Below are 24411 nucleotides of genomic sequence, written 5' to 3'. Positions count from 1 at the left end.
GTCAGAGCGGGAGGTCGTCGGGCAGCACGCGGAACGCCTTGTACCGGCCGAGGGGGCGTACGGCGCGGAAGTCGCGTCGGTCCAGTGTGAGGATCGCGTCGGTGTCGTAGTCGGCGGCCAGGGCCACGTTCACCGCGTCGGCGAGATCGAGGTCCAGGTCACGGTAGCGGCCGCGAAGGGACTGAGCGGCGCCGAGGTGGTCCTCCGTGATCTCCGGGACGGCGACACGGCCGCGGCGCATCCAGCGGCGGATGTCGTCGACCGCGCTGAGGGCGGCCTCGCGGCCGAGCTCGCGCGTGGCCACATGGTCGAGCTCCGCCAGCAGGAGCGGGGACATGATCAGGAGTCCCGCGGCCGCGATCGCCTCGTTCGCCGCTCCGTGGTCGGGGTGAGCCGAGTCGAGGGCGGCCAGGAGACCGGACGTGTCGGCGACCACAATGATCACGCGGCGGATCCGGTGTCCGACTCGCGGCGAACGGCGTCGGCCACCGTGTCACGGACCTCCGTCCTGGACGGCGTACGGCCCGGCCCCTCGAAAGTGCGCGAGAACAGCGGCTCGTCCCAGACGCGGTTCGCCATGGCGGCGAGGTGGATTCCCTGGCGGATGATCTCGGCCTCGCTTATCCCCCGGCGCTTGGCCGCCTCTTTGATGATGGCCAGGTCCTCGGGATCCGCGTAGACATTCGTGCGCTTCATGGACATGTACCAAAGGTAGTCCATGTGTCGGATTGATGTATGCCGCTGCTCTCCCATATCCGGGTTCGGCGCGAGATCACCAGGCCAGTCGGAGGACTACGGCTCGGCGGTGTGCGTTTCGAGCACCTGGCGGGTGTTGCGGCCGTACACGCCCTCCGGGTCGCCCTGGACGCCGTAGGCCACCTGGAAACGGCGGACGGCCTCGTAGGTCTGCTTGTCGAACCGGCCGCTCACCGGGCCCTCGTACACCCAGTTCAACTGGACCAGCCGCTGCTGGAGCTCGACGACCTCGGAGCCCTCGGAGCCCTGGCTGAGCACCAGGCCGTCATCGCCGCTGCCGCCGGGGTTGCCACCCCCGTTGCCCCCGCCGTTCCCATCGCCGTCGCCCGCGCCCCCGCCGCCGGGGTCGTCGTCCGCCGGCGGCGTGGGGTCGGCGGGGGTCGGCTCGGGGTCGGGCGAGGGCGGCGGGTCGCTGGTCTCCTCGCCGGGGTCCGCCGGCTCGGGGTCGGCCGGCCCGGACGGCTCTCCGGAGGGGTCCGGCCGGGTCTCGTCGGAACGCGGCGGGCCGACGGCGGTCGCGTCGGGGGCGGGCGAGGCGTCCGGCCCGCCGGTCTCCGCCGGCTCCGGGGCGTCCTCCCCGTCGCCGTCCGCCTCCGGCTGGGACTCGCTGCCGTCGGGCAGGGCCAGGCTGGGGCCGTCCCGGTCCTCGTCCAGCGCCTCCTGGGTGCGGCCCCCGCCGCCGAGCAGCGAGGCGGCGATGGCGGTGCAGCCGACGACGGCGGCGACCGCGCCGCCGGCCGCGGCCGCGATCTTCGTGCGCCGGCGCGGCTTGCGGTGCGCGCCATGTTCCCGGGGCGCGCCGTGCTCGGGGTGGGCGCCATGCTCCGGGTGGGCGCCGGGCGCGCGGCGGTCCGCCTCCAGCGGGAACAGCGCCACATCGGCCGGGTTCGGCCCGTGGCGCGGGGGATCGACCCGGCGGGAGAGGGAGTGGGTGACGCAGTCGCAGGCCGGATCACCGGTGGGCAGTGCCGGGCGGCCGCATATCAGACACTCGGGCCGGTCGCTCATCACGCCCTCCCCTCCCCGTGGATGGCAGCGATTATGCACCACCGGGGTGAGTGCGGCCGGGGAGTCACCCAACAAGCCGGACAAGGAGAATCCCGGCAAAATGAACCCCAGACACCCCGTGCGCCACACACCTTTCCCGAACGGACACCCGGACCCCGCACGGACGAGCCCCAGGAGGCGCCCATGACGGCGCAGCCCTCCCCCACCGACCGAACCCGAGGCACGCTGTGGCTGTCGCTGGGTGCGCTGCTGCTCGGGCTGTTCCTGGCCGCCCTCGACCAGACGATCGTGGCCACCGCGCTGCCCACGATCGTCAGCGATCTGGGCGGCCTGGACCACCTCTCGTGGGTTGTCACGGCCTACCTCCTGGCGTCCACGGCGGGCACGCCGCTGTGGGGCAAGCTCGGCGACCAATACGGCCGGAAGACGCTGTTCCAGACGGCCGTCGTGATCTTCCTGATCGGCTCGGCGCTGTGCGGGCTGGCGCGGAACATGCCCGAGCTGATCGGCTTCCGCTTCCTCCAGGGCCTGGGCGGCGGCGGGCTGATCGTACTGTCCATGGCGATCGTCGGCGATCTGGTGCCACCTCGTGAACGCGGCCGGTACCAGGGCCTGTTCGGCTCGGTGTTCGGCGCGACCAGCGTGCTGGGACCGCTGCTGGGCGGGCTGTTCGTGGACCACCTCAACTGGCGCTGGGTCTTCTACATCAACCTCCCCGTCGGCGCGGTGGCGCTGTTCGTGATCGCCGGAGCGATGCACATCCCGGTGCGGCGGCAGCCGCACGTGATCGACTACGCGGGCACGTTCCTGATCGCCGGGGTCGCGTCCTGCCTGGTGGTCATCGCCTCGCTGGGCGGCACGACCTGGGCCTGGGGCTCGGCGCAGATCGCGGTGCTGGCCGTGCTGGCGGCGGCGGGCCTGGCCGCGTTCCTCGTGGTGGAACGGCGCGCCGCCGAACCGGTGCTGCCGCTGACGCTCTTCCGGGGCCGCACGTTCGCGCTGTGCTGCGCGATCGCGTTCGTCATCGGGTTCGCGATGTTCGGCGGGATGACGTACCTGCCCACGTTCCTCCAGGTGGTGCACGGCATCTCGCCCACGCTGTCCGGGGTCCATCTGCTGCCCATGGTGCTGGGCCTGCTGCTCACCTCCACGCTGTCCGGGCAGTTGATCAGCCACACCGGCCGGTGGAAGCTCTACCCGGTGCTCGGCACCGCCGTCACCACCGTGGGCCTGCTGCTCCTGCACACCCTGGACGAGACCAGCGGGAACCTGGAGATGAGCGTCTGCTTCGCCGTCTTCGGCATGGGCATCGGCCTGGTGCTCCAGGTGCTGGTGCTGGCCGTGCAGAACGCGGTGCGGTACGAGGACCTGGGGGTGGCCACCTCCGGGGTGACGTTCTTCCGGTCCATCGGCGCGGCGTTCGGCGTGGCCGTCTTCGGCACGATCTTCACCGGCCGCCTGGAGGACAACCTCACCGGCGCGCTGCGCGGCGTCGACCTGCCGCCCGGGGTCACCGTCGACTCGCTGCTGCACGACCCGCGCGGCGTGGCCGGGCTGCCCGGGCCGGTGCGGGACCGGGTCCTGACGTCGTACTCGGACGCCATCACGGACGTCTTCCTGTACGCGGTGCCGGTGGTGCTGGTCGCGCATCTGCTGGCCTGGCTGCTGCGCGAGGACCGGTTGCGCGGCAGCGTGCGGGCGCCGGACGCGAGCGAGACGGTGCCGCCCAACCCGGTGGTGCGCTCGTCGGGCGACGAGTGCGCCCGCGCGCTGTCCGTGCTGGGCACGCGGGCGGGCCGGCGAGACCTGTATGTGCGGATCGCGGAACGGTCCGACACGGACCTGCTGCCGGCGGCGTGCTGGCTGCTGCTGCGGATCCGCCACTTCGGCTCGGCGGAGCCGGCGCTGCTGGCGGACCGGGCCGCGATCCCGCTGGAGGTGATCTCGCCCGCCGCCCGCCAGTTGGAGGAACGCGGCCTGGCGATCCGCGACGGCCTGCTGCTGTTCGCCACCCCGGCGGGCGACGAGATGGCCGCCCGCCTGGCCGCCGCCCGCGAGGAGACGCTGGCCGCGCTCCTCGGCGACTGGTGGGGCCCGGACCGCCCGCGCGATCTGACCGAGCTGGTAAGGGACTTGAGCACGGAACTGAGCGGCACGGACGCGGACTGGCCGCGCCGCCCTGCCTGACGGACTTGAACGCACCATGGCCGTTCCGTTCAAGACCGGATCGGCGGCGGCCCGGTAGCGTCGCGGCCATGAACACCTCCATTCCGGACTCCCGGCACATCAGCACCCATATCGACCGCCCCGCCCAGGACGTCTACGACTACGCGTCGAACCCCTCTCATGTACCCGAGTGGGCCGCCGGGCTGGGGAGTTCCATCGAGGAGACCGGGGGCCGGTGGATCGCGGACTCACCCATGGGGCGGGTGGAGGTCGCCTTCGCGCCCAGGAACGAGTTCGGCGTGCTCGACCACGACGTCACGCTGCCCTCGGGCGAGGTCGTCCACAATCCGGTGCGGGTCATCGCCGACGACACCGGGTGCGAGGTGGTGTTCACGCTTCGCCGGCGGCCGGGCATGAGTGACGACGAGTTCCGGCGGGACGCCGACGCGGTGACCGCCGACCTCGCCACGCTCAAGCGCCTGATGGAACGCGCCTAGCGGCGGCGGCACCGGGCCGGACCTGGGCGTTCCGGGCCACCGGGCAGGGAAACGTGTGGCGAACGTCGCGCGATTGTTTCGTACCCGGGGCCCAGGGGGGTGGCGGACCGGGGCCCCGGTTTTGTACCGTGGACGAACAAAGTGGTTCCGCCCGCTTCCCCGACCGCAAACGGGCGGGGCCACTGGCTCGTTCGGGCCCCCGTGCCCCTCACCGCGTCTGGAGTTCCGCCCCGATGTCGACCATCTCCCTGACAGCCCGCGCCCTTCTGCTGGACATGGACGGGACCCTGGTCAACTCGGACGCCGTCGTCGAGCGGGTCTGGCGGGGCTGGGCCGAGCGCATGGGCATCGCCCCGGAGCGGGTGTTCGCGATCATGCACGGCCGGCAGGGCTACTCCACCATGGCCGAGCTGCTGCCCGCCCGCCCGATGGCGGAGAACCGCGCGGACAACGCCGTGCTGCTGGCCCAGGAGGTCGCCGACACCGAGGGCGTCGTGCCGATCCCCGGCGCCCCCGCGTTCCTGACCGCCATCGAGCGGATACCGCACGCCCTCGTCACCTCGGCGGACACCGCCCTCGCCGACGCGCGAATGACGGCCGCCGGGCTGCGGATGCCGGATGTCCGCATCACGGCCGAGTCCGTCAGCGCCAGCAAGCCCGACCCCGAGGGGTTCCTGAAGGGCGCCGCCGAACTCGGCGTGGACCCGGCCGACTGCGTGGTCTTCGAGGACTCCGCCGCCGGCATCGCCGCCGCCCGCGCCGCCGGGATGCGCGTGGTGGGCGTCGGCGCGCGGGCGGCGTCCCTCGCGCCGACCGCGTTCGCCCCCACCCTGGAGCGGGTCGCCGTGACGGCGACCGCCGACGGCGGCGTCCGGCTGGCCGTCAGCCCCTGACCGCCTCGAACAGGCTGAACGCCGCGAGCACCAGCATCACGCACGCCGCGACCCGCGTGATCAGCCGCAGCGGCACCCGCTTCATCAGCGCCCGGCCGCCCAGCACGCCGATCGCCGCCACCGCCCACAGCGCCAGCACCGCGCCCACGCCGACCGACAGCGGATCGTCGTAACGGGCGGCCAGGTTGGCGGTCATGATCTGGGTGATGTCGCCGAACTCCGCGACCAGGATCAGCGTGAAGCCGCTGCCCGCGACCCGCCAGAACGACGGGTTCGCGGGCTCCGCCGGCCGCTCGGCGTCCGCCTCGTCCTCGTCCTTCTTGCGCGACTCGCGGAGCAGCAGCAGCGCCCCGCCGAGGAACAGCAGCGCCACCACCGCCTGCAACGGCCGCTGCGGCAGCAGCGTGAGCACGCTGCCCGCCGCGATCGCGAGCGCGACATGGACGGTGAACGCGGCGGCGATGCCGGCGAAGACGTAGGAGGCGCGGTAGCGGGTGCCGAGCACGAGCCCGGCCAGCGCGGTCTTGTCGGGGAGCTCCGCGAGGAAGATGACGCCGAAGACGACGGCGGCGACGGTGAGGCTGAACACGGCGATTCCTTGTACTCGGGCCACCGTGCCGGTCCGCCCGCGGGAGCGCGCGACGCTTCGGCACGGCAGCGTCCACAACGTTTCATGGCACTGCCCTGCCGAAGGTCTCGCTGGCGGGCGGCACGGTGGCCGCCCGCTCCGGGCGCCGGGCCCCGCGCCATGGGCGCGCGGGCCAGTATGTCGACGGTCCGGCGAAGAGCTACTCCCCTTCAGACCCGGACACTCTAACCGTCAGGAGCCGCCCTCACCGATGAACGGAACGGTGAAGCACGCCACTCGGCCGCCGGCGTCCCCCGGCGGGTGCTCGCCGTGCCCGTGCGAGGTGGCCCGCTCGTGCAGCACGACCGAGGCCGCGCCGCCCTCCCGGAACACCCAGTCCTGCCGGACGGTGGCCTTGCCCCAGCCGAACGCGTTGGCCGTGAAGTCCAGCCACACCTCGTTCCCGGGCTCGGCCTGCCCGGCGACGTGCTGGTAATGCGGTCCCGCGGCGGTCGGCTCGGTGCCGCAGGCGCCGGTGTGCACATGGGTGCCGTAGGTGTGCCCGGGGACCAGGCCCCCCACCAGCACCTCGACGGTCATGCCGTCACCCCCGACCCGCTGGGTGACGACGATGGGCGCGCCCGCGGGCACCAGCTCCTCGTTGTAGGACACCGCCTCCGGTGTCGCGGCGGCCGCGCCGACCGGCGTGAACACACCGGCCTCCCACAGCCAGGACCGGCCCTGCGCGTCGCCGGCGGCCGCGGTGCCCGCCAGCCCGAGCACCGCCGCCAGCGCGGCGGCGCCCGTCGCCAGAGTCTTCATCCGCTGTTCCTCCTCGAAGTAATGGGCGTGATCTTTCGTCCTGCTGGATCACCCTGCCCGGAACGGGCTTTGAGATGCCCACCACACCCACCCGAGTGCTGCCGAGAGGGGACCCGGGCGTACGCTGTACGGCGGAACCGTTGCGAGCAAGAGCGCGTCACACCGGGCACGCGGCCCGCACACGGCATCGGACGCATAGGGGAATCGGGGACCACAGTGCAGGAGACCTTGGGGGTACTGCTCTATGCACCGTGGATCTATGTGATCGTCGCGGTGTCCATCCTGCTCGACGTCTTTGTGCCGTTCCTGCCCAGCGGCGCCCTCGTGGTGACCGCTGCCACCGTGGCCGCCGGCACCGCCGCCGATGTGGCGGGGCTGCCGACGCCCGACCCCGACCCCCGGCTGCCGCAGCTCTTCCTGCTGGGCATCTGCGCCACCACCGCGTCCATCGTCGGCGACCTGCTCGCCTACCGCCTCGCGCTGCGCGGCGGGCGCCGCTTCGGCAGCGCCATCTCGCGCTCCCGCCGGCTGACCGTCGCCCACCAGCGGCTGGAGTCAGCCCTCACCCGGGGCGGCGGCCCGCTGGTCGTGCTGGCCCGGTTCGCCCCGGCCGGCCGCGCCGTGGTCAGCCTCGGCGCCGGGGTGGCCCGCCGCCGGGCGCGGGACTTCCTGCCCTGGTCCGCGCTGGCCGCCGTCGTGTGGACCGGCTACAGCGTGGGCGTGGGCTACCTCGGCGGCCAGCTCCTGGGCGCGAGCTGGGTGAGCACCGGGCTGTCGCTGGTGGCGCTGCTCGCGGCGGGCTTCGTCGCCCTGCGCCTGCTGCGCCCGACGGCCGACGGAACGAAGCCGGCGGCCTAGTCGGACAGTGAAGCCCCTCAGTCGGTAAAGAAGTGGGCCAGGGCGCGGGCCACCGCGGCCGGGTCGTTCTCCATCGGGATATGCCCCGCGCCGGGGATCCGGACCAGGGTGCTGTGCGGGACCTCCGCGACGAACCGCTCGGCGTACCCGACCGGCTGGAAACGGTCCTCCTCGCCCCACACCAGCAGCTTCGGCGCGGCCGAGGCCACCAGGCCGGGCAGGGCCGCCAGGGTGTGCCGACTGTCGGCCGCGGCGGCGAGGCACAGCCAGGAACGGGCGGTGCGCGGGTCGGTCCACGGCTCAAGGTACTCGCGGATCTCGTCCTCCCTGGCCGGGCGGCCCAGCGCGGCGAGCAGCGCCGCCCGGCGCGCGGCCAGCAGCTCCTCCTGGGTAACGGCCGCCCGGGCCGCCGGGTCGCGGAAGCGGGCCACGGCCGGCACCGGCCAGGAGTCGTAGCTCACCGAGTTCACCAGCGCGAGGCGGGCCACCTCCGCGTCGCCGCCGGCCAGCAGGTGCTGGGCGACGGCGCCGCCGATGTCGTGCCCGGCGACCCGCAGCGGCCCGGTCAGGCCGAGCGCGGCGGCGAACCGCGCGACCCAGGCGGCCAGCGCAGGAACGGCGGCCGTCTCAGTCGTCAGCTCCCCGGCCGAGCGCCCCAGCCCGGGCAGGTCCACGGCGACCGGGCGCAGTCCGGCGGCGGCCAGGTCGCCGAGCACGGGCTGCCACACGCGGTGCGCCACTTCGACCTGGTCCGCACCGAGGTCGCGGCGGCGGCGGGCGAGGTGACGGGGGAGCTGCGGCTGGCGTCGCTGCCGACCGCCACCGGCCCCCTGCTGGCGCCGCTGATCGGGGAGTTCACCGGGCACCACCCGCGGGTGCGGGTCCGGCTGCTGGAGGGCTTCGACCGGGATGTGCGGGCCTGGCTGGAGCGCGGAGCCGTGGAGGCCGGGGTGGTGACCCTGCCGGCGCCCGGGCTGGACACGGTGGAGCTGGGCTCGGACGAGATGCTGGCGCTGCTGCCGGCGGCCCACCCGCTGGCCGCGGCCCCGGCGGTGACGCTGGCGGAGCTGGCGCGGGAGCCGTTCATCCTCTCCACCGGCGGCTGCCGCTCGCTGATCCGGCACGCCACACGGGAGGCGGGCGTCGAGCTGGACGTCGCGTTCGAGGCGGGCGAGCTGTCCGCGATCGTCGGCATGGTCGACAGCGGGCTCGGCGTCAGCATCGTGCCGTCGCTCGGGCGGGACACCTGGCAGGGGCGCGGACGGGTCGGTCGTGGCCCGGCCGCTGCGCCCGCGGCTGCACCGCACGCTGGTGCTGGCCTTCGCGCCGGGCCCGGCGGGCGGCGGGGAGGAGGACGGCCCGTCACCCGCGGCGCGGGCGTTCCGCCGCCTGGTGACGCGCTCACCGGCGACCGACGCTACGTGAACGCCGTTGGCCGGGGCACCAGTTGGGGCTGACGGAGCGACAGCCCCGAGGAGGAGGGGCGCGGGGTCACAGCCGCCCGATTCCGCCGTACCAGGACACGTCGGTGTGGGCGGGGCGTTCGGACTCCGGCTCGGTGGCGCGCCAGTCGGAGACGACCTGTATCCCGGGGTCCACCAGCTCCAGCCCGTCGAACATCGTGGCGAACTCCTCGCGGGTGCGCAGCGTCAGCGGAACGCCCTGCGCCCGGTAGGCGGCCTCCACGCCCCGGGCGGCGCCCGGCAAGATGTCCGCGGTGCCGTGCGAGAGCACGAAATGGCTGCCGGGCACGACGTTTTCGCGCAGCGTGCGCACGATGCCGACCGAGTCCTCCTCGTCGGCGATGAAGTGCAGCACCGCCACCGCGAGCACGGCGACCGGCTGCTCGAAGTCGATCAGCGCGCGCGTCCTCGGGTTGGCCAGCAGGCCGAGCGGATCGCGTATGTCGCCGTCCACGACCGCCGTGCGCGCGTTCTGGGCGAGCATCGCGCCGCCGAAGGCCAGCACGATGGGGTCGTTGTCCAAATAGACGATCCGCGCCTCGGGGTCGGCGGCCTGCGCGACCTGGTGCACGTTCTCCGCGGTGGGCAGCCCGGTCCCCAGGTCCAGGAACTGGCGGATGCCGGCCTCCTGTACCAGGTACCGCACGGCCCGGCCCAGGAACTTGCGGTTCTCCCGGGCCGCGGTCCGCAGTGTCGGCGCCGCGATCAGCGCCTTCTCCGCGGCCTCGCTGTCCGCCGCGTAGTAGTCGCGGCCGCCCAGCAGGTAGTCGTACATCCGGGCCGCGTGCGGTCGGTCGGTCCGCACCGGCGCCGGCGAATCGCCGTCCCCTGTCATCGCCCTCTACTCAGTTGGAGCCGTTGAACCACGAATCAACGCGTCGAAGCCTAGTGCGAATTGAGGTCGGCCGTCGATCGGCGAGAAGCCACCGGTACGGGCCGGAAGTGGGTGCAGACGGGTTCGAACCGCCGACATCCGCCTTGTAAGGGCGGCGCTCTACCACTGAGCTATGCACCCGCCGGATTTCGGGCTCAGCCTACACGGACCCGCGCACGGGCCCGTAAACGCCGGGTTGCCCCCGCTTCGCGGGCCCGGTGGGAGAATGGGCAGCGGACTCACATGGCCCATCCACAACGGGGAGAAGGACACGTGACAGCGACGCGTATCGCGAAGGATCTCGCCGCATCCGTGTTGCTGCCGCCGCTGTCCCTGCTCGCCGTGGCCGCGGCCGTGCTGCCGGGGGCGTTCACGGGGGGCGGCACGCGCCGGTGGGGGCGCGGGCGCGTGGAGGATCTGCGCGCCGAGGCGCAGGAGGCCAAGGACGCGGCGGCCACCGCGTTCTACGAGCTGGACACCGCGCAGCGCGATCTGCGGATCACCATCGAGACGATCACCGCCGCCGACGACAGCCCCCGGGCGGCGCGGGCCGCCGCCGACTTCGCCGCCTTCGGCGAGCGCGTCGACCGGGTCAGCCAGGACTACATCACGGCGATGGACGCCCACGACCTGGACAGCGGGTCGCTGGACGCGGGCACCGCGTCGCGCGCCCGGCAGGGTCTGCTGCGGGCCAAGGACGAGCTGGTGCGCGTCCGGGAGGAGCTGGAGCGGTTCGGCGAGAGCCTGCGCCCCCTGGTGGAACGCGCCGAGTCCCAGCTCGCGCAGGTGGCACCCGCGGTGGAGCGCGCCCGGCGCGCGCTGCGCGCCGCCACCGAGGCGCTCGACACGGCGCGCGGCGCCGGGCTGCGCGCCGAGGACCAGGCCGCCGCGCTGGCCGCGCTCGGGCCCGAGCTGCGCAAGCTCAACGAGGGCGCCGGGCAGCACGGCATCAAGCCCACCATCCGCCGGGCCGAGGACGTGCGGCGCCGGGCCGAGGCGATCGCCGCGGAGGCGGAGCGGCTGCCGCGCCGGGCGAAGGAGATCGACCGCAGGCTGTCCAGCCTGCGCACCCGCGCGGAGGCGATCACCACCCGCGCCGGGCAGGTCGAGCCGGTCCTCAGCGAGCTGCGCCGCCGCTTCAGCGTGGCCTGCTGGCAGGACCTCCAGAAGGTGCCCGAGCAGGCCGAGGAGTCGGTGCGGCAGGCGGAGGAGACGCTGCGGGAGGCGCGCCGGGCGCACGAGGAGCAGCGGTTCGCCGACGCCACGGCCCGGCTGACCTCCGTCCACGAGCTGCTGGGCCGCACCGACGAGGCGGTGTCCGCGGCCGGGGAGCGGCTGCGGCGGCTGAACGAGGTCTCGTTCAGCCCGCGCAAGGAGATCGAACGCACCCGGTTCGTCATCCGCGACGCGCAGCGGCTGGCGATGAACGGCAGGACGTTCCCGGAGCCGCGGCACGCCGGGCCGCTGGACGCGGCGGTGGAGCGGCTGGAGCGCGCGATCGGCGACCTGGAGAACGGCGGGCGCAACCCCGACTACTGGCGGTTCCTGACCGAGACCGAGGCGGTGCGCGGCATGGTGGCGGCCGTGGTGGAGGACATCCGCTCCGGCCGGTGAAGGCCCGCGCCGCCGGGAAGGCCCGTTAGCGGGCGATTTCCCCGGGTACGCGGGGTCCAGGAGGTTTCCCATGAGCACGTACACCATGAGCGGCTCCCCGCGGCTGCCCCGCTCCGGGCCGCGCGCGCTGCTGCGGCGGACGCATCTGGACGAGCACCTGCCGGTGGACCGGAAGCTCAGTCGCGTCTACCGGATCGGCGCGGCCCTGGTGGGTCTGGGACTGCTGATCTTCGGGGTGCTGGGCCTGACCCGCAACATCGGGCTGTTCGCCACCCACGACGAGACGGTGTGGGGTCTGAACACCGACGGCGCGCTGAGCTGGCTGTCCGTGGTGGTCGGCCTGCTGCTGCTGGCCGGGATGATCAAGGGGGGCAACTTCGCCTCCACGCTGAACATGCTGCTGGGCATGGCGTTCATCCTCAGCGGCTTCGCCAACCTCGCCGTCCTGGAGACGGACGCCAACATCCTCAACTTCCGCATGCAGAACGTCATCTTCAGCTTCGCCGTGGGCCTGCTGCTGATGACGTTCGGCATGTACGGCCGGGTGAGCGGCCGGCTGCCGCACGACAACCCGTACTGGCGCGCCCGCAACCCGGAGGCCGGGCGCGACGCCGAGCGCCGGCACCAACTGGTGGAGCGCAGGCGGCGCGAGCTCAGCGCGCGGGCCCGGCGGACGCGTGCCGAAGCAGAGCGCGAAGAATCTCCTCACCACACCTGACGCCCTGCCCGGCCAGCGCCGTGACGTGCGGCGCCTGCCACCCGGCGGCGGCCAGCTCGCCGTGGCCGGGCCGCCAGCCGAGGTCGGCCGCGAGCAGCAGGTCCGCGTCCAGCAGCGAGTCCCCGGCGGCCAGCACGGTGTCCGCGCCGGTGCGGCGCGCGATCTCGGCGACCGCGGCGCTCTTGGTGAGCGGGCGCGGCACGGCATAGAGCTTCCGCCCCTGGAGCGAGACCGTCCAGCCGCGCGGCCCGGCCCAGTCGGCCAGCTCCTTCGGCCAGGTGTCGGGCATCAGGTCGCGTTCCACGACGAGATACGTGAACAGCCCCTCCGCCTCGCGCTCCTTCAGCAGCCAGTCCCGGCCAGCCGCGCGCCGCAGGTGGTCGCGCACCTCGGCCAGCGGCGCGCACTCGGCGGCCAGCGCGGCGCGGACCGACGCGTTCCAGTCGTAGTCCGTGCGGCCGTCCACCAGCAGCTGCCCGCCGTTGGCACAGATCGCGTAACGCGGCACCGGGCCGGGGAAGTTGATCCGGCGGTACTGCTTGCGGGTGCGGGTGGTGGTGGGCACGAAGAACGCGTCCGGGTGCGCGGCCAGCTCGGCGATGAGGCCGCCGGCGGTCTCGGTCACATACGACTGCGGCCGCGACTCGTGCACCTCGACGGTCAGCAGCCGGGGCGCGTCGTCGTCCGGCATGTCCAGGGCCAGCGCGGCGGCCGAGTAGATGAGGGTGCGATCCAGGTCGGTGGCGACGATCGTTCTCACGCGGTGAGTCACTGTGCGGCCTGTCACTGTGCGGCCTTTCCGTCGGCACCGGTGGCGCCCTTGGTGAAACGGGGATGGATGAGCCCCACGCAACTGTAGGGCAGGTCGTCGGTCTCCTCGACGGGCACCCCGCGCTGCTCGGCCAGCAGCCGGATGTGGTCGAGGTCGGCGCCCGCGCCGCGCCGGGCGAGGATCCGCCAGGGCACCCGGCGCAGCAGCACGCGGGTGGTCTCGCCGACGCCGGGCTTCACGAGGTTCACGTCGCCGATGCCGTACGCCTCGCTGATCCGCTCCACGGCCCGCCAGCCCTCCCAGGTCGGGGTGCGGTCGGCGGCCAGCAGCGCGGCGGTGTCGGCGGCGACGCCCGCGACGACTGCGTCATCGGCGAAACGGGCGGCGACGGCGGCCAGGAAGTGGCCGGAGACGTCGGCGCCGGCCAGCTCGCGATAGTGCTTGGCGCCGTGGAAGTCGTGCGGCCCGACCAGGTCGTCGCGCAGCACGGTGCGTGAAATCAGCCCGGACACTGTGGAGTTGAGGCAGGCGGACGGGATGAGGAAGTCCTCCCGGGTGCCATAGGTGGTCACACAGCCACCCGGGTCGGCGAGCACCGCGAGCGCGGGGTCGAAGCCGGGGAACGGCGCGAGCGCGTCGGCCAGTTCCCGGGTGATCGCGCCCTTGCCGGTCCAGCCGTCCACGAAGACGACGTCCGCCGGGTCGTGATGGGCGGCCAGCCAGCGCAGCGCGGTGGTGTCGATGCCCTGGCCGCGCACGATGGAGACGGCGTAGTGCGGCAGGTCCAGGCCGTGCGCGCGCCGCGCCCAGCGGCGCATCAGGATGCCGATGGGCGTGCCGGCCCGGGCCAGCGAGACCAGCACCGGCACCCGGCCGGGCCGGGAACGTTCGGCGAGCACAGCCTCGGTGACGGTGCCGACCGCGCGGGCGACCCGGGCGGCCGAGGACTCCAGGGCGGCGTGGAAGAGCCGCTGGTACTCGGCGCTCGGCTGGTACTCCACGGGCAGCGACTCCGCGTAGTGGGCGCCGCCCGACTGAATGGCCTCCTCGCGCTCCTCGGCGGGCGCCTCCAGCGTGACGTCGGAGAGGTCCTGGAGGAGCCAGCCGACCTCCTCGGCCGCGTAGGAGGAGAACGCCGGGCCGCGCAGCGGGTGCGGCAGCGCGGGGACGCGTGGCGCCTGTCCGGTTGGCCCTGTCGGATCAGCCCGCGGCGTCTGGTGCCGTGCATCGCAAGGCGGAGGGTCGCCCTCGTGCTGGGCGTACTTGGGCGGGCCCGACAACGCAGCGAGGTGCGGTGCCAGGCGTCGTGGGCCCGGCACGGTCGACCGGACAGGCGCCAGCGACACGTGCGGGGCGTGCGCGCCGAGTTGGGCGAGCAGGCCGTCGGGCGCGTGCAGGGCCGGGGTGTCGCCCGCGGTGTCGGTGACCAGCACGATGGCGTCCCAGCCGCCGCCCGCCACGTTGTAGGCGTAGCGGGGGCCCGGCCCGTCGGCGGGGGTGTCGTGGGCGGGGAAGGCGAGGCGGGTCCGTATCGCGTAGCCGGGGTCGTCCACCGGCAGCACCGGGGAACGGGTGGTGGTGGAGAACGCCACCTCCGGCGCGCCCGGGGCCCCTTCGAGCGCGGCGGCCAGCCGCAGCGGAACGTAGATCAACTCCTCGGTGCCCAGCACCAGGACGCGCCGCGCGCTCTCGGGCAGCGCGGCGGCCAGCCCGGCGGCCAGGCCGGGCAGCACCTCCTCCAGTTGGCGGCGGTCGGCCGGGGTGAAGCCGTGCCGCCCGCCGTCGGGCAGCCCGTCCGGCCAGTCGAGGGGAACGCGCACCGCGCGCGCGGCGTGCGCGCCGGGGTGCGGGGTCTCGCGGTGCGCGGCGACCAGCGCGGCGCCGCGTTCCAGCACGTCGTCGGGGAGGTCCACGCCGCCCCGGGCCAGCGCGATGACCTCGACGGCGGCGCCCAGGTCCGCGGCGAACTTGGCCAGCGCCGCCCGGTCGGCCTCGGTGCGCATGTCCACCAGGGCGGCCACGACGTAACGGGTCCGGGGCCGGGCGCGGTGCAGCGCCGCGATGGTGTTGCGCACGGTGCGGCCGGTGGACAGCTCGTCGTCGACGAGCACCAGCGGCCCGTCGCCGGTCAGCAGCCCCCGGTCGGTGGGCAGCAGCAGGTGGGAGGTGTGGTGACTGTGCTCCTCCTCGAACCCGCCGACCGGGTCGACACCGGGCACCGGACGGCGCGTGGAGTGCAGGTAGGGCGCGCCGCCCAGGCCGTCCGCCACGCAGTGCCCCAGGCCCGTCGCGGTCTCCGCGTAGCCCAGGACGACGGCCCGGTCCGCGGCCGCGTCGCCGAGCGACTCCCGGACGCGGCGGCCCAGTTCCAGGCCGGTGCCATAGACGGTGGCCGGCGGGCGCGGGACGTGCTTGCCGAGCACGTTCGACACGAGCAGATGGGCGCGCCGGGGGTTGTGCCGCAGCGCCAGGCCCAGCAGCTCCCGGGCCTCGTCACCGTGCAGTTGGACGCCCAGCCGACGGGTGACCCACTCCCCCGCCCATATGCCTTCCTCGGCGGCGCTCATCCGATGCCCGCCGTCAGGAGGTCGACGAAGTCGACGCCGTCCAGGGCCACGCCGAAGACCTCGGCGCGCAGCATGGTCCGCTCGGCCCAGGCCCGGTGCGGCTTCACCTCGTTCATCTTGTTGGTGTAGGCGGAACGCAGCACCCCGCCGCCCTCCGGGCCGGTGCGCAGGATGTCGGCGGCGTCGCTGAACTCCTCCTGCGTGACCACGGACAGCGCGTGCACGGGCGCGACGTGGGAGGGGTGGATGCACGTCTTGCCGCTCAGCCCGTTGGCGCGGTCGAGCTCGATCTCCCGCAGCAGGCCGTCCATGTCGTGCTCGATCAGCCGGGCGCGCAGCTCCTCGGCCCGGCCGCTGAAGGGGCTGTTGCGCAACTGCGGCTTGAACATGCGCTCCGTGACCGGGAAGTACTCCCAGACCGGGCCGGTGACGGCGTAACCCGAGCCGTCGGCGCGGCCGAAGACGTTGACCACGTCGGCGATGACGGAGGCGACGAGCTGCACGTCGTAGGCCGACATGTCCGGCGCGCGGCGCAGCCCGTAGGCGGAGCAGAAGTCGGTGACGCCCAGGCGTATCGCGGGTATGCGGTCGCGGTACTTCTCCACCACGCGGGCGGCGGCGGCCAGCCCGGCCGCGCGCGTCTCCAGGTGCAGCAGCTCGGGCGACTCCAGCACGGGCATGGCCAGCAGCCGCCGGCCCGACATGACCTCGGCGCCGGTGACGGCCTCCAGGAACGCCGGGCCCGAGGCCGCCGTGAACTTGGGCAGCACATAGCCGGCGAGCAGCCGGCCGGCCTCGCCGAGCCGGCCGGTCAGCCGGGTGATCTGGTCGGGGGTGCGCACCCGGATGAAGAGCAGCGGCAGGCTGTCGTCGGCGCCCTCGCGCGCCAGCTCGGCGAACTGATGGACCAAGTTCTCCTCGGCGGCGGGCACTTCGGTGTCGCCGATGGAATCCTCCAGGCAGAGCACCATGGACACGACCCCGGACGCCGCCTGTTTACGGATGTCGGCGGCCAGCCGCGGCCGGGTCGCCGGGCTGTAGAGCGTGGCTCCCAGGGCGATGCCCAGGGTCCGCACGGGGGACGCCGGCCCGAATTCGGCAGGCTCCTGGTGGAACAAGGCGCGACGCTGCGCAGGCGTGAGGTGCCCGTAATGCCGCATGGATCTCCCCGAGTGATCACTGCCATTCCGGTCGCGTCCCGCTGACGGACCGGCTCCCTCGGCAATCGTAAGCGCGGCATTGTTTCGGACGTATGGCGGCAGGCAGGATTCCTCATATGACACACGCGCTGGAAATGGGGGCGACAATTCACCTTCCCGTCGCCGGGTTACGCGCCGTGTTGCGCTGGACGCCGACGGCAGCGGGCGCGCGGCGCGGAGTTCCGGATCTGGATCTTTCCGCGCTGTTGCTCGACATGGCTCAACAGGTGCGCACGGAAGGGGATTTCGTCTTCTACAACCAGCCGCGTCATCCAACGGGCATGGTTCGCAGGCTGCCGAAACGGCGGGACGGGGAAGGGCTGCGGGACGCCATCGAGGCGGATCTCGCGCGGCTGGACGCGTCGGTTTCGCGACTGGTGCTGGCCGCCTCGGCGGACGGCGGGTTCCGCGCGGCCGAGAGCGGCCCGCGGCTGGTGCTGGAGAACGCGGCGGGCGGCGCGCCGCTGGCCGTGCTCCCGCTGACTCCGGAGCCGGAGGAGACGGCGGTGGTGTGCGGCGCGGCGGTGCGCACGGCGAGCGGCTGGGAGTTCCACGCGGTGGGCCGCGGCTACCGGGGCGGACTGATCGCCCTGGCCGCCGACTTCGGGATCGGCGCGGCGAGCCGCCCGGCCGAGCCCGACCCGCGCAGCCAGCCGTCCTACGGCTACCCGCAGCCCGACCCGGCGTTCACCCTGCCCCCGCAGGGCCCGCAGTTCCTGCCGACCGGGCAGCGGCACCGCGCGCGGGGATGACCGGAGGCTCAGCGCTGGCGGCTCGGCTTGACCCCGCGGCCCCAGGACATGCCCCAGCCGTAGAGGCGGTCGATCTCGGACTGGAATCCGTAGACGTACTTGACCTCGCGGCGGGCGACCAACTGCCCCTTGTGGTGCTCGATCAGCGCCACCGCGCAGGCCCGGGCCTGCGGCACGGGGTCGGTCAGGCCGATCTCGACGTTCTTGCCGTCGGCGGTCACCAGCGTGACGACCACGTCGGCGCGGTCGAACGCGGGCACGCCGTCGTAGATGTAGACGAAGACCAGCAGCCGCTTGAACTCCTCGGCGTGGTCGAGGTTCACATAGATGCTCTCGCCGGACGCCGTGCCGAACCGGTCGTCGCCGCTGAGCTTGATGTACGGCGCGGCGCCGAAGTCGCCCAGCAGGTCGCCCAGGGACTGCACGACGCCCCGGGAGCCGTCCTTCAGCTCGTACAGGCAGGCCAGGTCGAAGTCGATGCTGGCGACGCCCTGGGAGTGGCCCTGGATCTCGGCGGGTTTGAAGATCTCCAGCGGGCGGCGCCAGAACGCGGACCGGGCGGAGCGGTCGAAGTCCGTGCTGCTGCGCATCCGCCAGGACAGGTCGACGCGTAACGTGCCGGTCTCGGACCCGGCGCCGGTCAGCGGGGCGGTCGGCGAGCGCTTGGTCAGCTCGACCGCGTAGCTCGACATGCCGCCGACGGTGTCGAACTTCTGCTTGGGCATGCCACCGTGCCGCCAGTACGACCACAGGGACGCCATGGCCGCGCCACCCCCTCGAAGATGTACCGCTACGCAGCGGGACGGCCGGTCACCGTCCCGCTACGTAAGGCTTCCGCGATCCGCCGGGGCTCACACCCCGGAGCTCACCGCCGGCTTCTTCCCCTCTTCCTCGGCCGCGTCGAGCCTGTTCTGCCGCACCGACGACCAGAACGACGCGCCGATCAGCGCCACGCCCAGCAGGCCCGTGATGACCTCGTTGATGTGCCAGCGGATGCTGATCAGGAGCAGCACGGCCAGCGCGCCGATGGCGTAGTGGGCGCCGTGCTCCAGGTAGCGGTAGTCGTCCAGCGTCCCCTGGCGGACCAGGTAGATGGTGAGCGACCGGACGTACATGGCGCCGATGCCGAGGCCGAGCGCCATCCAGAAGATGTGGTTGGTGATGGCGAACGCGCCGATGACGCCGTCGAAGGAGAACGAGGCGTCCAGGACCTCCAGGTAGAGGAAGAGGAAGAACGCGGCGCGGCCGGCCAGGCCCAGGGCGGTCGGCTCACCGGCGCGGTGCGCGGCCTCCTCGGCCTCCTCGGCCCGTTCCTGGTCCTCCTCCAGCCGGTGCTCGAAGAAGCCCGACAGGCCGCCGACCAGGAGATAGGTGAGCACACCCCCGACGCCGGAGAGCAGCACGGTGTCGGTCTTGTCGACGTAGTGGCCGCCGTGCTGGGCGGCGTTGCTGGCGATGGTGGTGGCGGTCAGCAGCAGCGCGGCGAGGGCGACGCCGACGGAGAAGCCGTCGATCTGGCCGAGCTTGGACAGCGGCTTCTCCAGCCACTTCAGCCACTTGTTCTCCCGCTCTTCGAAGATGAAGTTCAGGAAGATCATCAGCAGGAACATCCCGCCGAACGCGGCGATCGCCGGGTGGGCGTCGGTGACGAGCTGCTCGTACTGGTCCGGCTCGTCCAGCGCCAGCTCGACGGCCTCGACGGGCCCGAGCTGGGCGGTCATGGAGACGATCAGCACCGGGAACACCAGCCGCATGCCGAAGACGGCGATGAGGATGCCGATGGTCAAGAAGATCCGCTGCCAGAACTCGTTCATCCTCTTCAGGACACCGGCGTTGACCACCGCGTTGTCGAAGGAGAGGGAGATCTCCAGGACGGAGAGGATGGCGACGATGGCCAGGGCTTCCCAGCCCCAGAAGACGAGGGCGGCGACGAGGCCGGCCCCGGTGACGGCGAACGACCAGCCGAAGGTTTTCAGAATCACAAGAAGTCCAGTCTCCCGCGCGGGGTCGCGGATATGCAGGCTGACATGTCAGACGTTGACCCCGTAGTCCAGGGCGATCCCGCGCAGTCCTGAGGCGTATCCCTGGCCGATGGCGCGGAACTTCCACTCGCCAGCGTGCCGGTACAGCTCGCCGAAGACCATCGCGGTCTCCGTCGAGGCGTCTTCCGTCAGGTCGTAGCGGGCCAGTTCCCTGCCGTCGGCCTGGTTGATGATGCGGATGTAGGCGTGGGAGACCTGGCCGAAATTCTGATGCCGGGACTCCGCTTCGTAGATGGACACCGGAAAGACGACCTTGTCGACCTCGGGAGCCATGGCGGCCAGATCGACCTTGATCTCCTCCTCGTCCCCGTCGTCCTCCCCGGCCGAGCCGACCAGTTCGTCGCCGAGGTGCTCCACGGAGCCGTCGGGGGAGGTCAGGTTGTTGAAGAAGACGAAGTGCCGGTCACTGAGCACCTTGCCCCGGGCGTCGGTCAGCAGCGCGCTGGCGTCGAGGTCGAACGCGGCACCGGTGGTGGCCCGGGCCTGCCAGCCCAGTCCGACGGTGACCGCGGTCAGGTTCGGAGCCTGCTTGGTCAGCGAAACGTTGCCACCCTTGGTGAGACTGACTCCTGCCACGGGTCCTCCATTCCTTCCGGCGGGGCCGCGCGGACCCCGTGTGACCGTGCGCTGCTCGGGCGCCTTGAGCCGATCCTGCCCCAGGACTCACAAAGCGTTGAGCGCCGTGACGTAATCGTTCACATCGCGCGCGTCCGGAAGGCCGTTGACCACGGTCCAGCGGACCACTCCTTCCTTGTCGATGATGAACGTGCCGCGCACGGCGCAGCCCTTCTCCTCGTCGAAGACGCCGTACGCCCGGGACACCTCGCCGTGCGGCCAGAAGTCCGACAGGAGCGGGTACTCCAGCCCCTCCTGCTCGGCGAAGACCCGCAGGGAGAACGGGCTGTCGTTGGAGACGGCCAGGAGTTGGACGTCGTCGTTGACGAACTTCGGCAGCTCGTCGCGCAGCGCGCACAGCTCGCCCGTGCAGACGCCGGTGAAGGCGAAGGGGTAGAAGAGCAGGACGACGTTCTTCCCGCCGCGGTAGTCCGCGAGCGTGATGGTCTGGCCGTGCTGATTCCGGAGCTGGAAGTCAGGGGCCTTGGAGCCGGGCTCGATCGCCATGGGCGGGTAATCCATTTCCCAGTGGTGGGTAAAGTGACAGGCCCAGCCTACGACGCGGTCCCTGGCGGCTCGCATGCCCCCAGGGACCGTTGGCGTCTCCCGCGCGGTGCGCTACTTCTTGCCCGCCGCCTTCGGGGTGACCAGGCGGCTGCCGGACCAGTCCTTGCCGGCGCTGACGCTGCTGGTCTGGGCCAGGCCGGCGGTCTGCGCCGCCTCGCCGATCTCACTCGGCTCGACATAGCCCTCGCGGCCGGTCTTCGGCGTCATCAGCCACACCGGGGCGCCGGGGTCGATCATCGTGGTGGCATCCACCAGCGCGTCGGTCAGGTCGCCGTCATCCTCGCGGAACCACAGCAGCACCGCGTCGGCCACGTCGTCATAGCCCTCGTCGACGAGATCCTGGCCCGTGATGGCCTCGATTCCCTCGCGGAGTTCCTGCTCGGCGTCCTCGTCGTAGCCGAGCTCCTGGACCACCTGTCCGGGCTGGAAACCCAGCCGAGCGGCGGGATTGGTCCGCTCCTCCGCGTGGTCCGCGGTCGCGCTCACGGATAGCTCCTGTCCTGTGTAGGAAAAGTACGGGTGGGCCCGCGCGTGTGCGCGGCTTGGGCGTAGTCCACACGGGCGGGACGGATCGCGCAAGTACCCGGCCGCCGAGCCTGCCCAAACGTTGACGTCTTGGCCCACGACGGCCGCGTGATCTGCACCATAGTCTCGCGAACGGGTGTTCGCAGGGCGTCGCCCAGGGAGGCGTAGGGTGGCCGGTCGGCCCCCGTGTCGGCCCGGTCGGCATGCCGCCCCGGCAAGGCCCCGCTAAGGATCGGTGAGGATCATGAGGTGAGGATTACCGCCCAGTAGAGATGACGTTTCGCCGTCAGCGGTACACGATGGAGGCGGCGCGACACAAGCAGAGCAGACAACTCACAGTGAAGGAACAGCGTGGCTTCCGGATCAGATCGCAACCCGATCATCATTGGCGGCCTTCCCAGCCAGGTCCCGGACTTCGACCCTGAGGAAACTCAGGAGTGGCTTGACTCGCTCGACGCCGCCGTCGACGAGCGGGGCCGGGAACGGGCCCGCTATCTCATGCTCCGCCTGATCGAGCGCGCCCGTGAGAAGCGGGTGGCCGTGCCCGAGATGCGCAGCACGGACTACGTCAACACCATCGCGACCAAGGACGAGCCGTATTTCCCCGGTGACGAGGAAGTCGAGCGCAAGATCCTCAACGCGACCCGCTGGAACGCGGCCGTCATGGTCTCGCGCGCGCAGCGGCCGGGAATCGGGGTCGGCGGGCACATCGCCACCTTCGGCTCCTCGGCGTCGCTCTACGACGTCGGGTTCAACCATTTCTTCCGCGGCAAGGACGGCGGCGACGGCGGCGACCAGGTGTATTTCCAGGGTCACGCCTCGCCCGGCATCTATGCCCGGGCCTTTCTGCTGGACCGGCTGTCCGAGCAGAACCTGGACGCGTTCCGCCAGGAGCGGTCGAAGGCGCCGCACGGCCTGTCCAGCTACCCGCACCCGCGGATGATGCCGGACTTCTGGGAGTTCCCCACGGTCTCCATGGGCCTGGGCCCGATCAGCGCGATCTACCAGGCCCGGATGAACCGCTACATGCAGGCCCGGGGCATCGCCGACACCTCCAAGTCGCACGTCTGGGCGTTCCTCGGCGACGGCGAGATGGACGAGCCCGAGTCGCTGGGCCAGCTCTCGCTCGCCTCCCGCGAGGGCCTGGACAACCTGACCTTCGTCGTCAACTGCAACCTCCAGCGGCTCGACGGCCCGGTGCGCGGCAACGGCAAGATCATGCAGGAGCTGGAGTCGGTCTTCCGCGGCGCCGGCTGGAACGTCATCAAGCTCATCTGGGACCGCTCCTGGGACCCGCTGCTCGCGCAGGACCGCGACGGCGCGCTGGTCAACAAGCTCAACACCACGCCGGACGGCCAGTTCCAGACGTACGCCACCGAGACCGGCGCGTACATCCGCGAGCACTTCTTCGGCGGCGACCAGCGGCTGCGCACCATGGTCGAGGGCATGACCGACGACCAGATCCTGCACCTGGGCCGGGGCGGTCACGACCACCGCAAGATCTACGCGGCGTACAAGGCGGCCAAGGAGCACCAGGGCCAGCCGACGGTGATCCTCGCGCAGACGGTCAAGGGCTGGATGCTCGGGCCGAACTTTGAGGGCCGCAACGCGACCCACCAGATGAAGAAGCTGACGGTCGCCGACCTCAAGGGCTTCCGCGACCGGTTGCACCTGCCGATCCCGGACAGCGAACTGGAGTCCGGCCTGCCGCCGTACTACCACCCGGGCCGGAACTCCGATGAGATCCAGTACATGCACGACCGCCGCAAGGAGCTCGGCGGCTACGTGCCCACCCGTGTGGACCGCTCCAAGCCGCTGACCCTGCCCGGCGACAAGGCGTACACGGCGGTCAAGAAGGGCTCCGGGCAGCAGCAGGTCGCCACCACGATGGCGTTCGTGCGGCTGCTCAAGGACCTCATGCGGGACAAGGAGATCGGCAAGCGGTTCGTGCCGATCGCGCCCGACGAGTACCGCACGTTCGGCATGGACTCGCTGTTCCCCTCGGCCAAGATCTACAACCCGCTGGGGCAGACCTACGAGTCGGTCGACCGTGAACTGCTGCTGTCCTACAAGGAGTCGCCGACCGGTCAGATGCTGCACGACGGCATCACGGAGGCGGGCTGTACGGCCTCCCTGATCGCCGCGGGCTCGGCGTACGCGACGCACGGCGAGCCGCTGATCCCGGTCTACGTCTTCTACTCGATGTTCGGGTTCCAGCGCACCGGTGACCAGTTCTGGCAGATGGGCGACCAGCTCGCACGTGGTTTCGTCCTGGGCGCGACCGCCGGGCGCACGACTCTGACCGGTGAGGGCACGCAGCACGCGGACGGCCACTCGCAGCTCCTCGCCTCCACGAACCCGGCCTGTGTCGCCTACGACCCGGCGTTCGGCTTCGAGATCGCGCACATCGTCAAGGACGGCCTGCGCCGGATGTACGGCGAGAACGCGGAGGACGTCTTCTACTACCTCACCGTCTACAACGAGCCCATCACGCAGCCCGCCGAGCCGGCGGACGTGGACGTGGAGGGCATCCTCAAGGGCCTGTACCGCTACCAGGCGGGCACGGCGGGCAGCGTCCCGGCGCAGATCCTGGCGTCCGGCGTGGCCGTGCCGTGGGCGATCGAGGCCCAGCGGATCCTGGCCGAGGAGTGGAACGTCAAGGCGGACGTATGGTCCGCCACCTCCTGGAACGAGCTGCGCCGGGACGCCGTGGCGGCCGAGGAGCACAACCTGCTGCACCCGGAGGAGGAGCAGCGCGTGCCGTACGTGACCCGCAAGCTCCAGGGCGCGCAGGGACCGGTGGTGGCCGTTTCCGACTGGATGCGGTCGGTTCCGGACCAGATCGCGCGCTGGGTGCCCGGCACGTACCAGTCGCTGGGCGGCGACGGCTTCGGCTTCGCCGACACCCGCGGCGCCGCGCGCCGTTTCTTCCACATCGACACCCCGTCGATCGTGCTGGCCGTGCTCACCGAGCTGGCCAAGGACGGGAAGATCGACCGCTCGGTGCTCAAGCAGGCGATCGACCGCTACCAGCTCCTCGACGTGGCGGCGGCCGATCCCGGCCCCGCGGGCGGGGACGCCTGACGGCACTCCCGCACATGTGACAATCGTCGCGCCCGGACCCTAAAGTCCGGG

At 72.4% G+C, this 24411-nt stretch carries 24 protein-coding genes and 1 tRNA gene; 9 read left to right on the top strand and 16 right to left on the bottom strand.

Features of this window, described 5'->3' with window-relative positions:
- Position 1: 1 nt before the first annotated feature.
- The 3 genes from RM590_RS27515 to RM590_RS27505 form a co-directional block, all read right to left on the bottom strand.
- Complete coding sequence (locus RM590_RS27515; protein ID WP_311707426.1) at positions 2 to 445, bottom strand: PIN domain-containing protein; 444 nt, start codon at positions 443 to 445, stop codon at positions 2 to 4.
- Positions 442 to 702, bottom strand: a complete 261-nt coding sequence (locus RM590_RS27510) for a ribbon-helix-helix domain-containing protein (protein WP_311707425.1) — start codon at positions 700 to 702, stop codon at positions 442 to 444. The genes RM590_RS27515 and RM590_RS27510 overlap by 4 nt, the downstream gene beginning before the upstream one ends.
- A gap of 90 nt (positions 703 to 792) precedes the next feature.
- Positions 793 to 1764 carry a peptidoglycan-binding domain-containing protein gene (locus tag RM590_RS27505; protein WP_311707424.1) on the bottom strand — a complete coding sequence of 324 codons (972 nt, stop codon included), beginning with the start codon at positions 1762 to 1764 and terminating at the stop codon, positions 793 to 795.
- Positions 1765 to 1947: 183 nt separating this feature from the next.
- On the opposite strand from RM590_RS27505, the gene RM590_RS27500 reads away from it, so the two are divergent.
- The 3 genes from RM590_RS27500 to RM590_RS27490 all read left to right on the top strand — a co-directional run bounded on the left by RM590_RS27500 (position 1948) and on the right by RM590_RS27490 (position 5320).
- The gene (locus RM590_RS27500) at positions 1948 to 3951 is read left to right on the top strand and encodes an MDR family MFS transporter (RefSeq protein ID WP_311707423.1); all 2004 of its coding nucleotides are present in this window, start codon (positions 1948 to 1950) and stop codon (positions 3949 to 3951) included.
- Positions 3952 to 4019: 68 nt separating this feature from the next.
- A complete protein-coding gene (locus RM590_RS27495) occupies positions 4020 to 4427 on the top strand; it encodes an SRPBCC family protein (RefSeq protein ID WP_311707422.1) in 408 nt (135 codons plus the stop codon).
- 233 nt (positions 4428 to 4660) lie between these two features.
- On the top strand, positions 4661 to 5320 hold the full coding sequence (locus RM590_RS27490; protein ID WP_311707421.1) for an HAD-IA family hydrolase: 660 nt from the start codon (positions 4661 to 4663) through the stop codon (positions 5318 to 5320).
- Here RM590_RS27490 and RM590_RS27485 read toward each other — a convergent pair.
- Positions 5310 to 5909 carry a TMEM165/GDT1 family protein gene (locus RM590_RS27485; RefSeq protein ID WP_311707420.1) on the bottom strand — a complete coding sequence of 200 codons (600 nt, stop codon included), beginning with the start codon at positions 5907 to 5909 and terminating at the stop codon, positions 5310 to 5312. The two genes, RM590_RS27490 and RM590_RS27485, sit on opposite strands and share 11 nt — an antisense overlap.
- 231 nt (positions 5910 to 6140) lie before the next feature.
- Positions 6141 to 6710 (bottom strand): superoxide dismutase family protein, encoded by a 570-nt coding sequence (locus RM590_RS27480; RefSeq protein ID WP_311707419.1) that lies wholly within the window; start codon positions 6708 to 6710, stop codon positions 6141 to 6143.
- Between the two features lie 216 nt (positions 6711 to 6926).
- Here RM590_RS27480 and RM590_RS27475 point away from each other — a divergent pair, with 216 nt between their 5' ends.
- A complete protein-coding gene (locus tag RM590_RS27475; protein ID WP_311707418.1) occupies positions 6927 to 7568 on the top strand; it encodes a DedA family protein in 642 nt (213 codons plus the stop codon).
- 17 nt (positions 7569 to 7585) lie between these two features.
- Here RM590_RS27475 and RM590_RS27470 read toward each other — a convergent pair whose 3' ends face one another.
- Complete coding sequence (locus tag RM590_RS27470; protein WP_311707417.1) at positions 7586 to 8308, bottom strand: alpha/beta fold hydrolase; 723 nt, start codon at positions 8306 to 8308, stop codon at positions 7586 to 7588.
- On the opposite strand from RM590_RS27470, the gene RM590_RS27465 reads away from it, so the two are divergent.
- Positions 8300 to 9025, top strand: a complete 726-nt coding sequence (locus RM590_RS27465; RefSeq protein WP_311707416.1) for a LysR family transcriptional regulator substrate-binding protein — start codon at positions 8300 to 8302, stop codon at positions 9023 to 9025. The two genes, RM590_RS27470 and RM590_RS27465, sit on opposite strands and share 9 nt — an antisense overlap.
- Before the next feature lie 34 nt (positions 9026 to 9059).
- On the opposite strand, the gene RM590_RS27460 is transcribed toward RM590_RS27465, so the two are convergent.
- On the bottom strand, positions 9060 to 9836 hold the full coding sequence (locus RM590_RS27460; protein ID WP_311707415.1) for an SAM-dependent methyltransferase: 777 nt from the start codon (positions 9834 to 9836) through the stop codon (positions 9060 to 9062).
- A 138-nt stretch (positions 9837 to 9974) separates the two neighbouring features.
- Positions 9975 to 10046, bottom strand: a tRNA-Val gene (locus RM590_RS27455).
- Between the two features lie 132 nt (positions 10047 to 10178).
- On the opposite strand from RM590_RS27455, the gene RM590_RS27450 reads away from it, so the two are divergent.
- Complete coding sequence (locus RM590_RS27450; protein ID WP_311707414.1) at positions 10179 to 11519, top strand: hypothetical protein; 1341 nt, start codon at positions 10179 to 10181, stop codon at positions 11517 to 11519.
- A gap of 70 nt (positions 11520 to 11589) precedes the next feature.
- On the top strand, positions 11590 to 12237 hold the full coding sequence (locus RM590_RS27445) for a DUF4383 domain-containing protein (protein WP_311707413.1): 648 nt from the start codon (positions 11590 to 11592) through the stop codon (positions 12235 to 12237).
- Here RM590_RS27445 and RM590_RS27440 read toward each other — a convergent pair.
- Genes RM590_RS27440 through RM590_RS27430 form a run of 3 tightly spaced genes read right to left on the bottom strand, consistent with a single transcriptional unit; the run spans position 12173 to position 16736 of the window.
- Positions 12173 to 12997, bottom strand: a complete 825-nt coding sequence (locus RM590_RS27440) for an HAD family hydrolase (protein WP_311707412.1) — start codon at positions 12995 to 12997, stop codon at positions 12173 to 12175. The two genes, RM590_RS27445 and RM590_RS27440, sit on opposite strands and share 65 nt — an antisense overlap.
- 23 nt (positions 12998 to 13020) lie before the next feature.
- A complete protein-coding gene (locus tag RM590_RS27435) occupies positions 13021 to 15576 on the bottom strand; it encodes a phosphoribosyltransferase (protein WP_311707411.1) in 2556 nt (851 codons plus the stop codon).
- Positions 15573 to 16736 (bottom strand): HpcH/HpaI aldolase/citrate lyase family protein, encoded by a 1164-nt coding sequence (locus RM590_RS27430; protein ID WP_311707410.1) that lies wholly within the window; start codon positions 16734 to 16736, stop codon positions 15573 to 15575. The genes RM590_RS27435 and RM590_RS27430 overlap by 4 nt, the downstream gene beginning before the upstream one ends.
- A gap of 92 nt (positions 16737 to 16828) precedes the next feature.
- Between RM590_RS27430 and RM590_RS27425 the strand changes: the two genes are divergently transcribed.
- Entirely contained in the window at positions 16829 to 17527 is a 699-nt protein-coding gene (locus RM590_RS27425) for a TerD family protein (protein ID WP_311707409.1), read from the top strand.
- Positions 17528 to 17535: 8 nt separating this feature from the next.
- On the opposite strand, the gene RM590_RS27420 is transcribed toward RM590_RS27425, so the two are convergent.
- The 5 genes from RM590_RS27420 to RM590_RS27400 all read right to left on the bottom strand — a co-directional run bounded on the left by RM590_RS27420 (position 17536) and on the right by RM590_RS27400 (position 21237).
- On the bottom strand, positions 17536 to 18288 hold the full coding sequence (locus RM590_RS27420) for a Tellurium resistance (protein ID WP_311707408.1): 753 nt from the start codon (positions 18286 to 18288) through the stop codon (positions 17536 to 17538).
- Positions 18289 to 18378: 90 nt separating this feature from the next.
- Positions 18379 to 19509: a DUF475 domain-containing protein gene (locus RM590_RS27415; RefSeq protein ID WP_311707407.1), complete on the bottom strand. Its 1131-nt coding sequence runs from the start codon at positions 19507 to 19509 to the stop codon at positions 18379 to 18381.
- A 48-nt stretch (positions 19510 to 19557) separates the two neighbouring features.
- Positions 19558 to 20145, bottom strand: a complete 588-nt coding sequence (locus RM590_RS27410; RefSeq protein ID WP_311707406.1) for a TerD family protein — start codon at positions 20143 to 20145, stop codon at positions 19558 to 19560.
- Between the two features lie 87 nt (positions 20146 to 20232).
- Positions 20233 to 20691 (bottom strand): peroxiredoxin, encoded by a 459-nt coding sequence (locus RM590_RS27405; RefSeq protein ID WP_311707405.1) that lies wholly within the window; start codon positions 20689 to 20691, stop codon positions 20233 to 20235.
- Between the two features lie 111 nt (positions 20692 to 20802).
- The gene (locus RM590_RS27400) at positions 20803 to 21237 is read right to left on the bottom strand and encodes a DUF3052 domain-containing protein (RefSeq protein ID WP_311707404.1); all 435 of its coding nucleotides are present in this window, start codon (positions 21235 to 21237) and stop codon (positions 20803 to 20805) included.
- A 390-nt stretch (positions 21238 to 21627) separates the two neighbouring features.
- Between RM590_RS27400 and aceE the strand changes: the two genes are divergently transcribed.
- Positions 21628 to 24360, top strand: coding sequence for a pyruvate dehydrogenase (acetyl-transferring), homodimeric type (aceE, locus tag RM590_RS27395; RefSeq protein WP_311707403.1), 2733 nt, complete (start codon positions 21628 to 21630; stop codon positions 24358 to 24360).
- Positions 24361 to 24411: the final 51 nt, after the last annotated feature.

Origin of the sequence: Streptomyces litchfieldiae (assembly GCF_031845365.1) — a bacterium.
Taxonomy (GTDB): domain Bacteria; phylum Actinomycetota; class Actinomycetes; order Streptomycetales; family Streptomycetaceae; genus Streptomyces; species Streptomyces litchfieldiae.
Note: the sequence above shows the minus strand (reverse complement) of the source record. Positions and strands in the feature narration are given on the sequence as shown.

Excerpts from the sequence above, each read along its gene's own strand:
- RM590_RS27510 (WP_311707425.1), bottom strand. The coding sequence starts at position 702 with ATGTCCATGAAGCGCACGAATGTCTACGCGGATCCCGAGGACCTGGCC.
- RM590_RS27505 (WP_311707424.1), bottom strand. The coding sequence starts at position 1,764 with ATGAGCGACCGGCCCGAGTGTCTGATATGCGGCCGCCCGGCACTGCCC.
- RM590_RS27500 (WP_311707423.1), top strand. The coding sequence starts at position 1,948 with ATGACGGCGCAGCCCTCCCCCACCGACCGAACCCGAGGCACGCTGTGG.
- RM590_RS27495 (WP_311707422.1), top strand. The coding sequence starts at position 4,020 with ATGAACACCTCCATTCCGGACTCCCGGCACATCAGCACCCATATCGAC.
- RM590_RS27490 (WP_311707421.1), top strand. The coding sequence starts at position 4,661 with ATGTCGACCATCTCCCTGACAGCCCGCGCCCTTCTGCTGGACATGGAC.
- RM590_RS27480 (WP_311707419.1), bottom strand. The coding sequence starts at position 6,710 with ATGAAGACTCTGGCGACGGGCGCCGCCGCGCTGGCGGCGGTGCTCGGG.
- RM590_RS27445 (WP_311707413.1), top strand. The coding sequence starts at position 11,590 with ATGAGCACGTACACCATGAGCGGCTCCCCGCGGCTGCCCCGCTCCGGG.
- RM590_RS27435 (WP_311707411.1), bottom strand. The coding sequence starts at position 15,576 with ATGAGCGCCGCCGAGGAAGGCATATGGGCGGGGGAGTGGGTCACCCGT.
- RM590_RS27430 (WP_311707410.1), bottom strand. The coding sequence starts at position 16,736 with ATGCGGCATTACGGGCACCTCACGCCTGCGCAGCGTCGCGCCTTGTTC.
- RM590_RS27425 (WP_311707409.1), top strand. The coding sequence starts at position 16,829 with ATGGCGGCAGGCAGGATTCCTCATATGACACACGCGCTGGAAATGGGG.
- RM590_RS27420 (WP_311707408.1), bottom strand. The coding sequence starts at position 18,288 with ATGGCGTCCCTGTGGTCGTACTGGCGGCACGGTGGCATGCCCAAGCAG.
- RM590_RS27405 (WP_311707405.1), bottom strand. The coding sequence starts at position 20,691 with ATGGCGATCGAGCCCGGCTCCAAGGCCCCTGACTTCCAGCTCCGGAAT.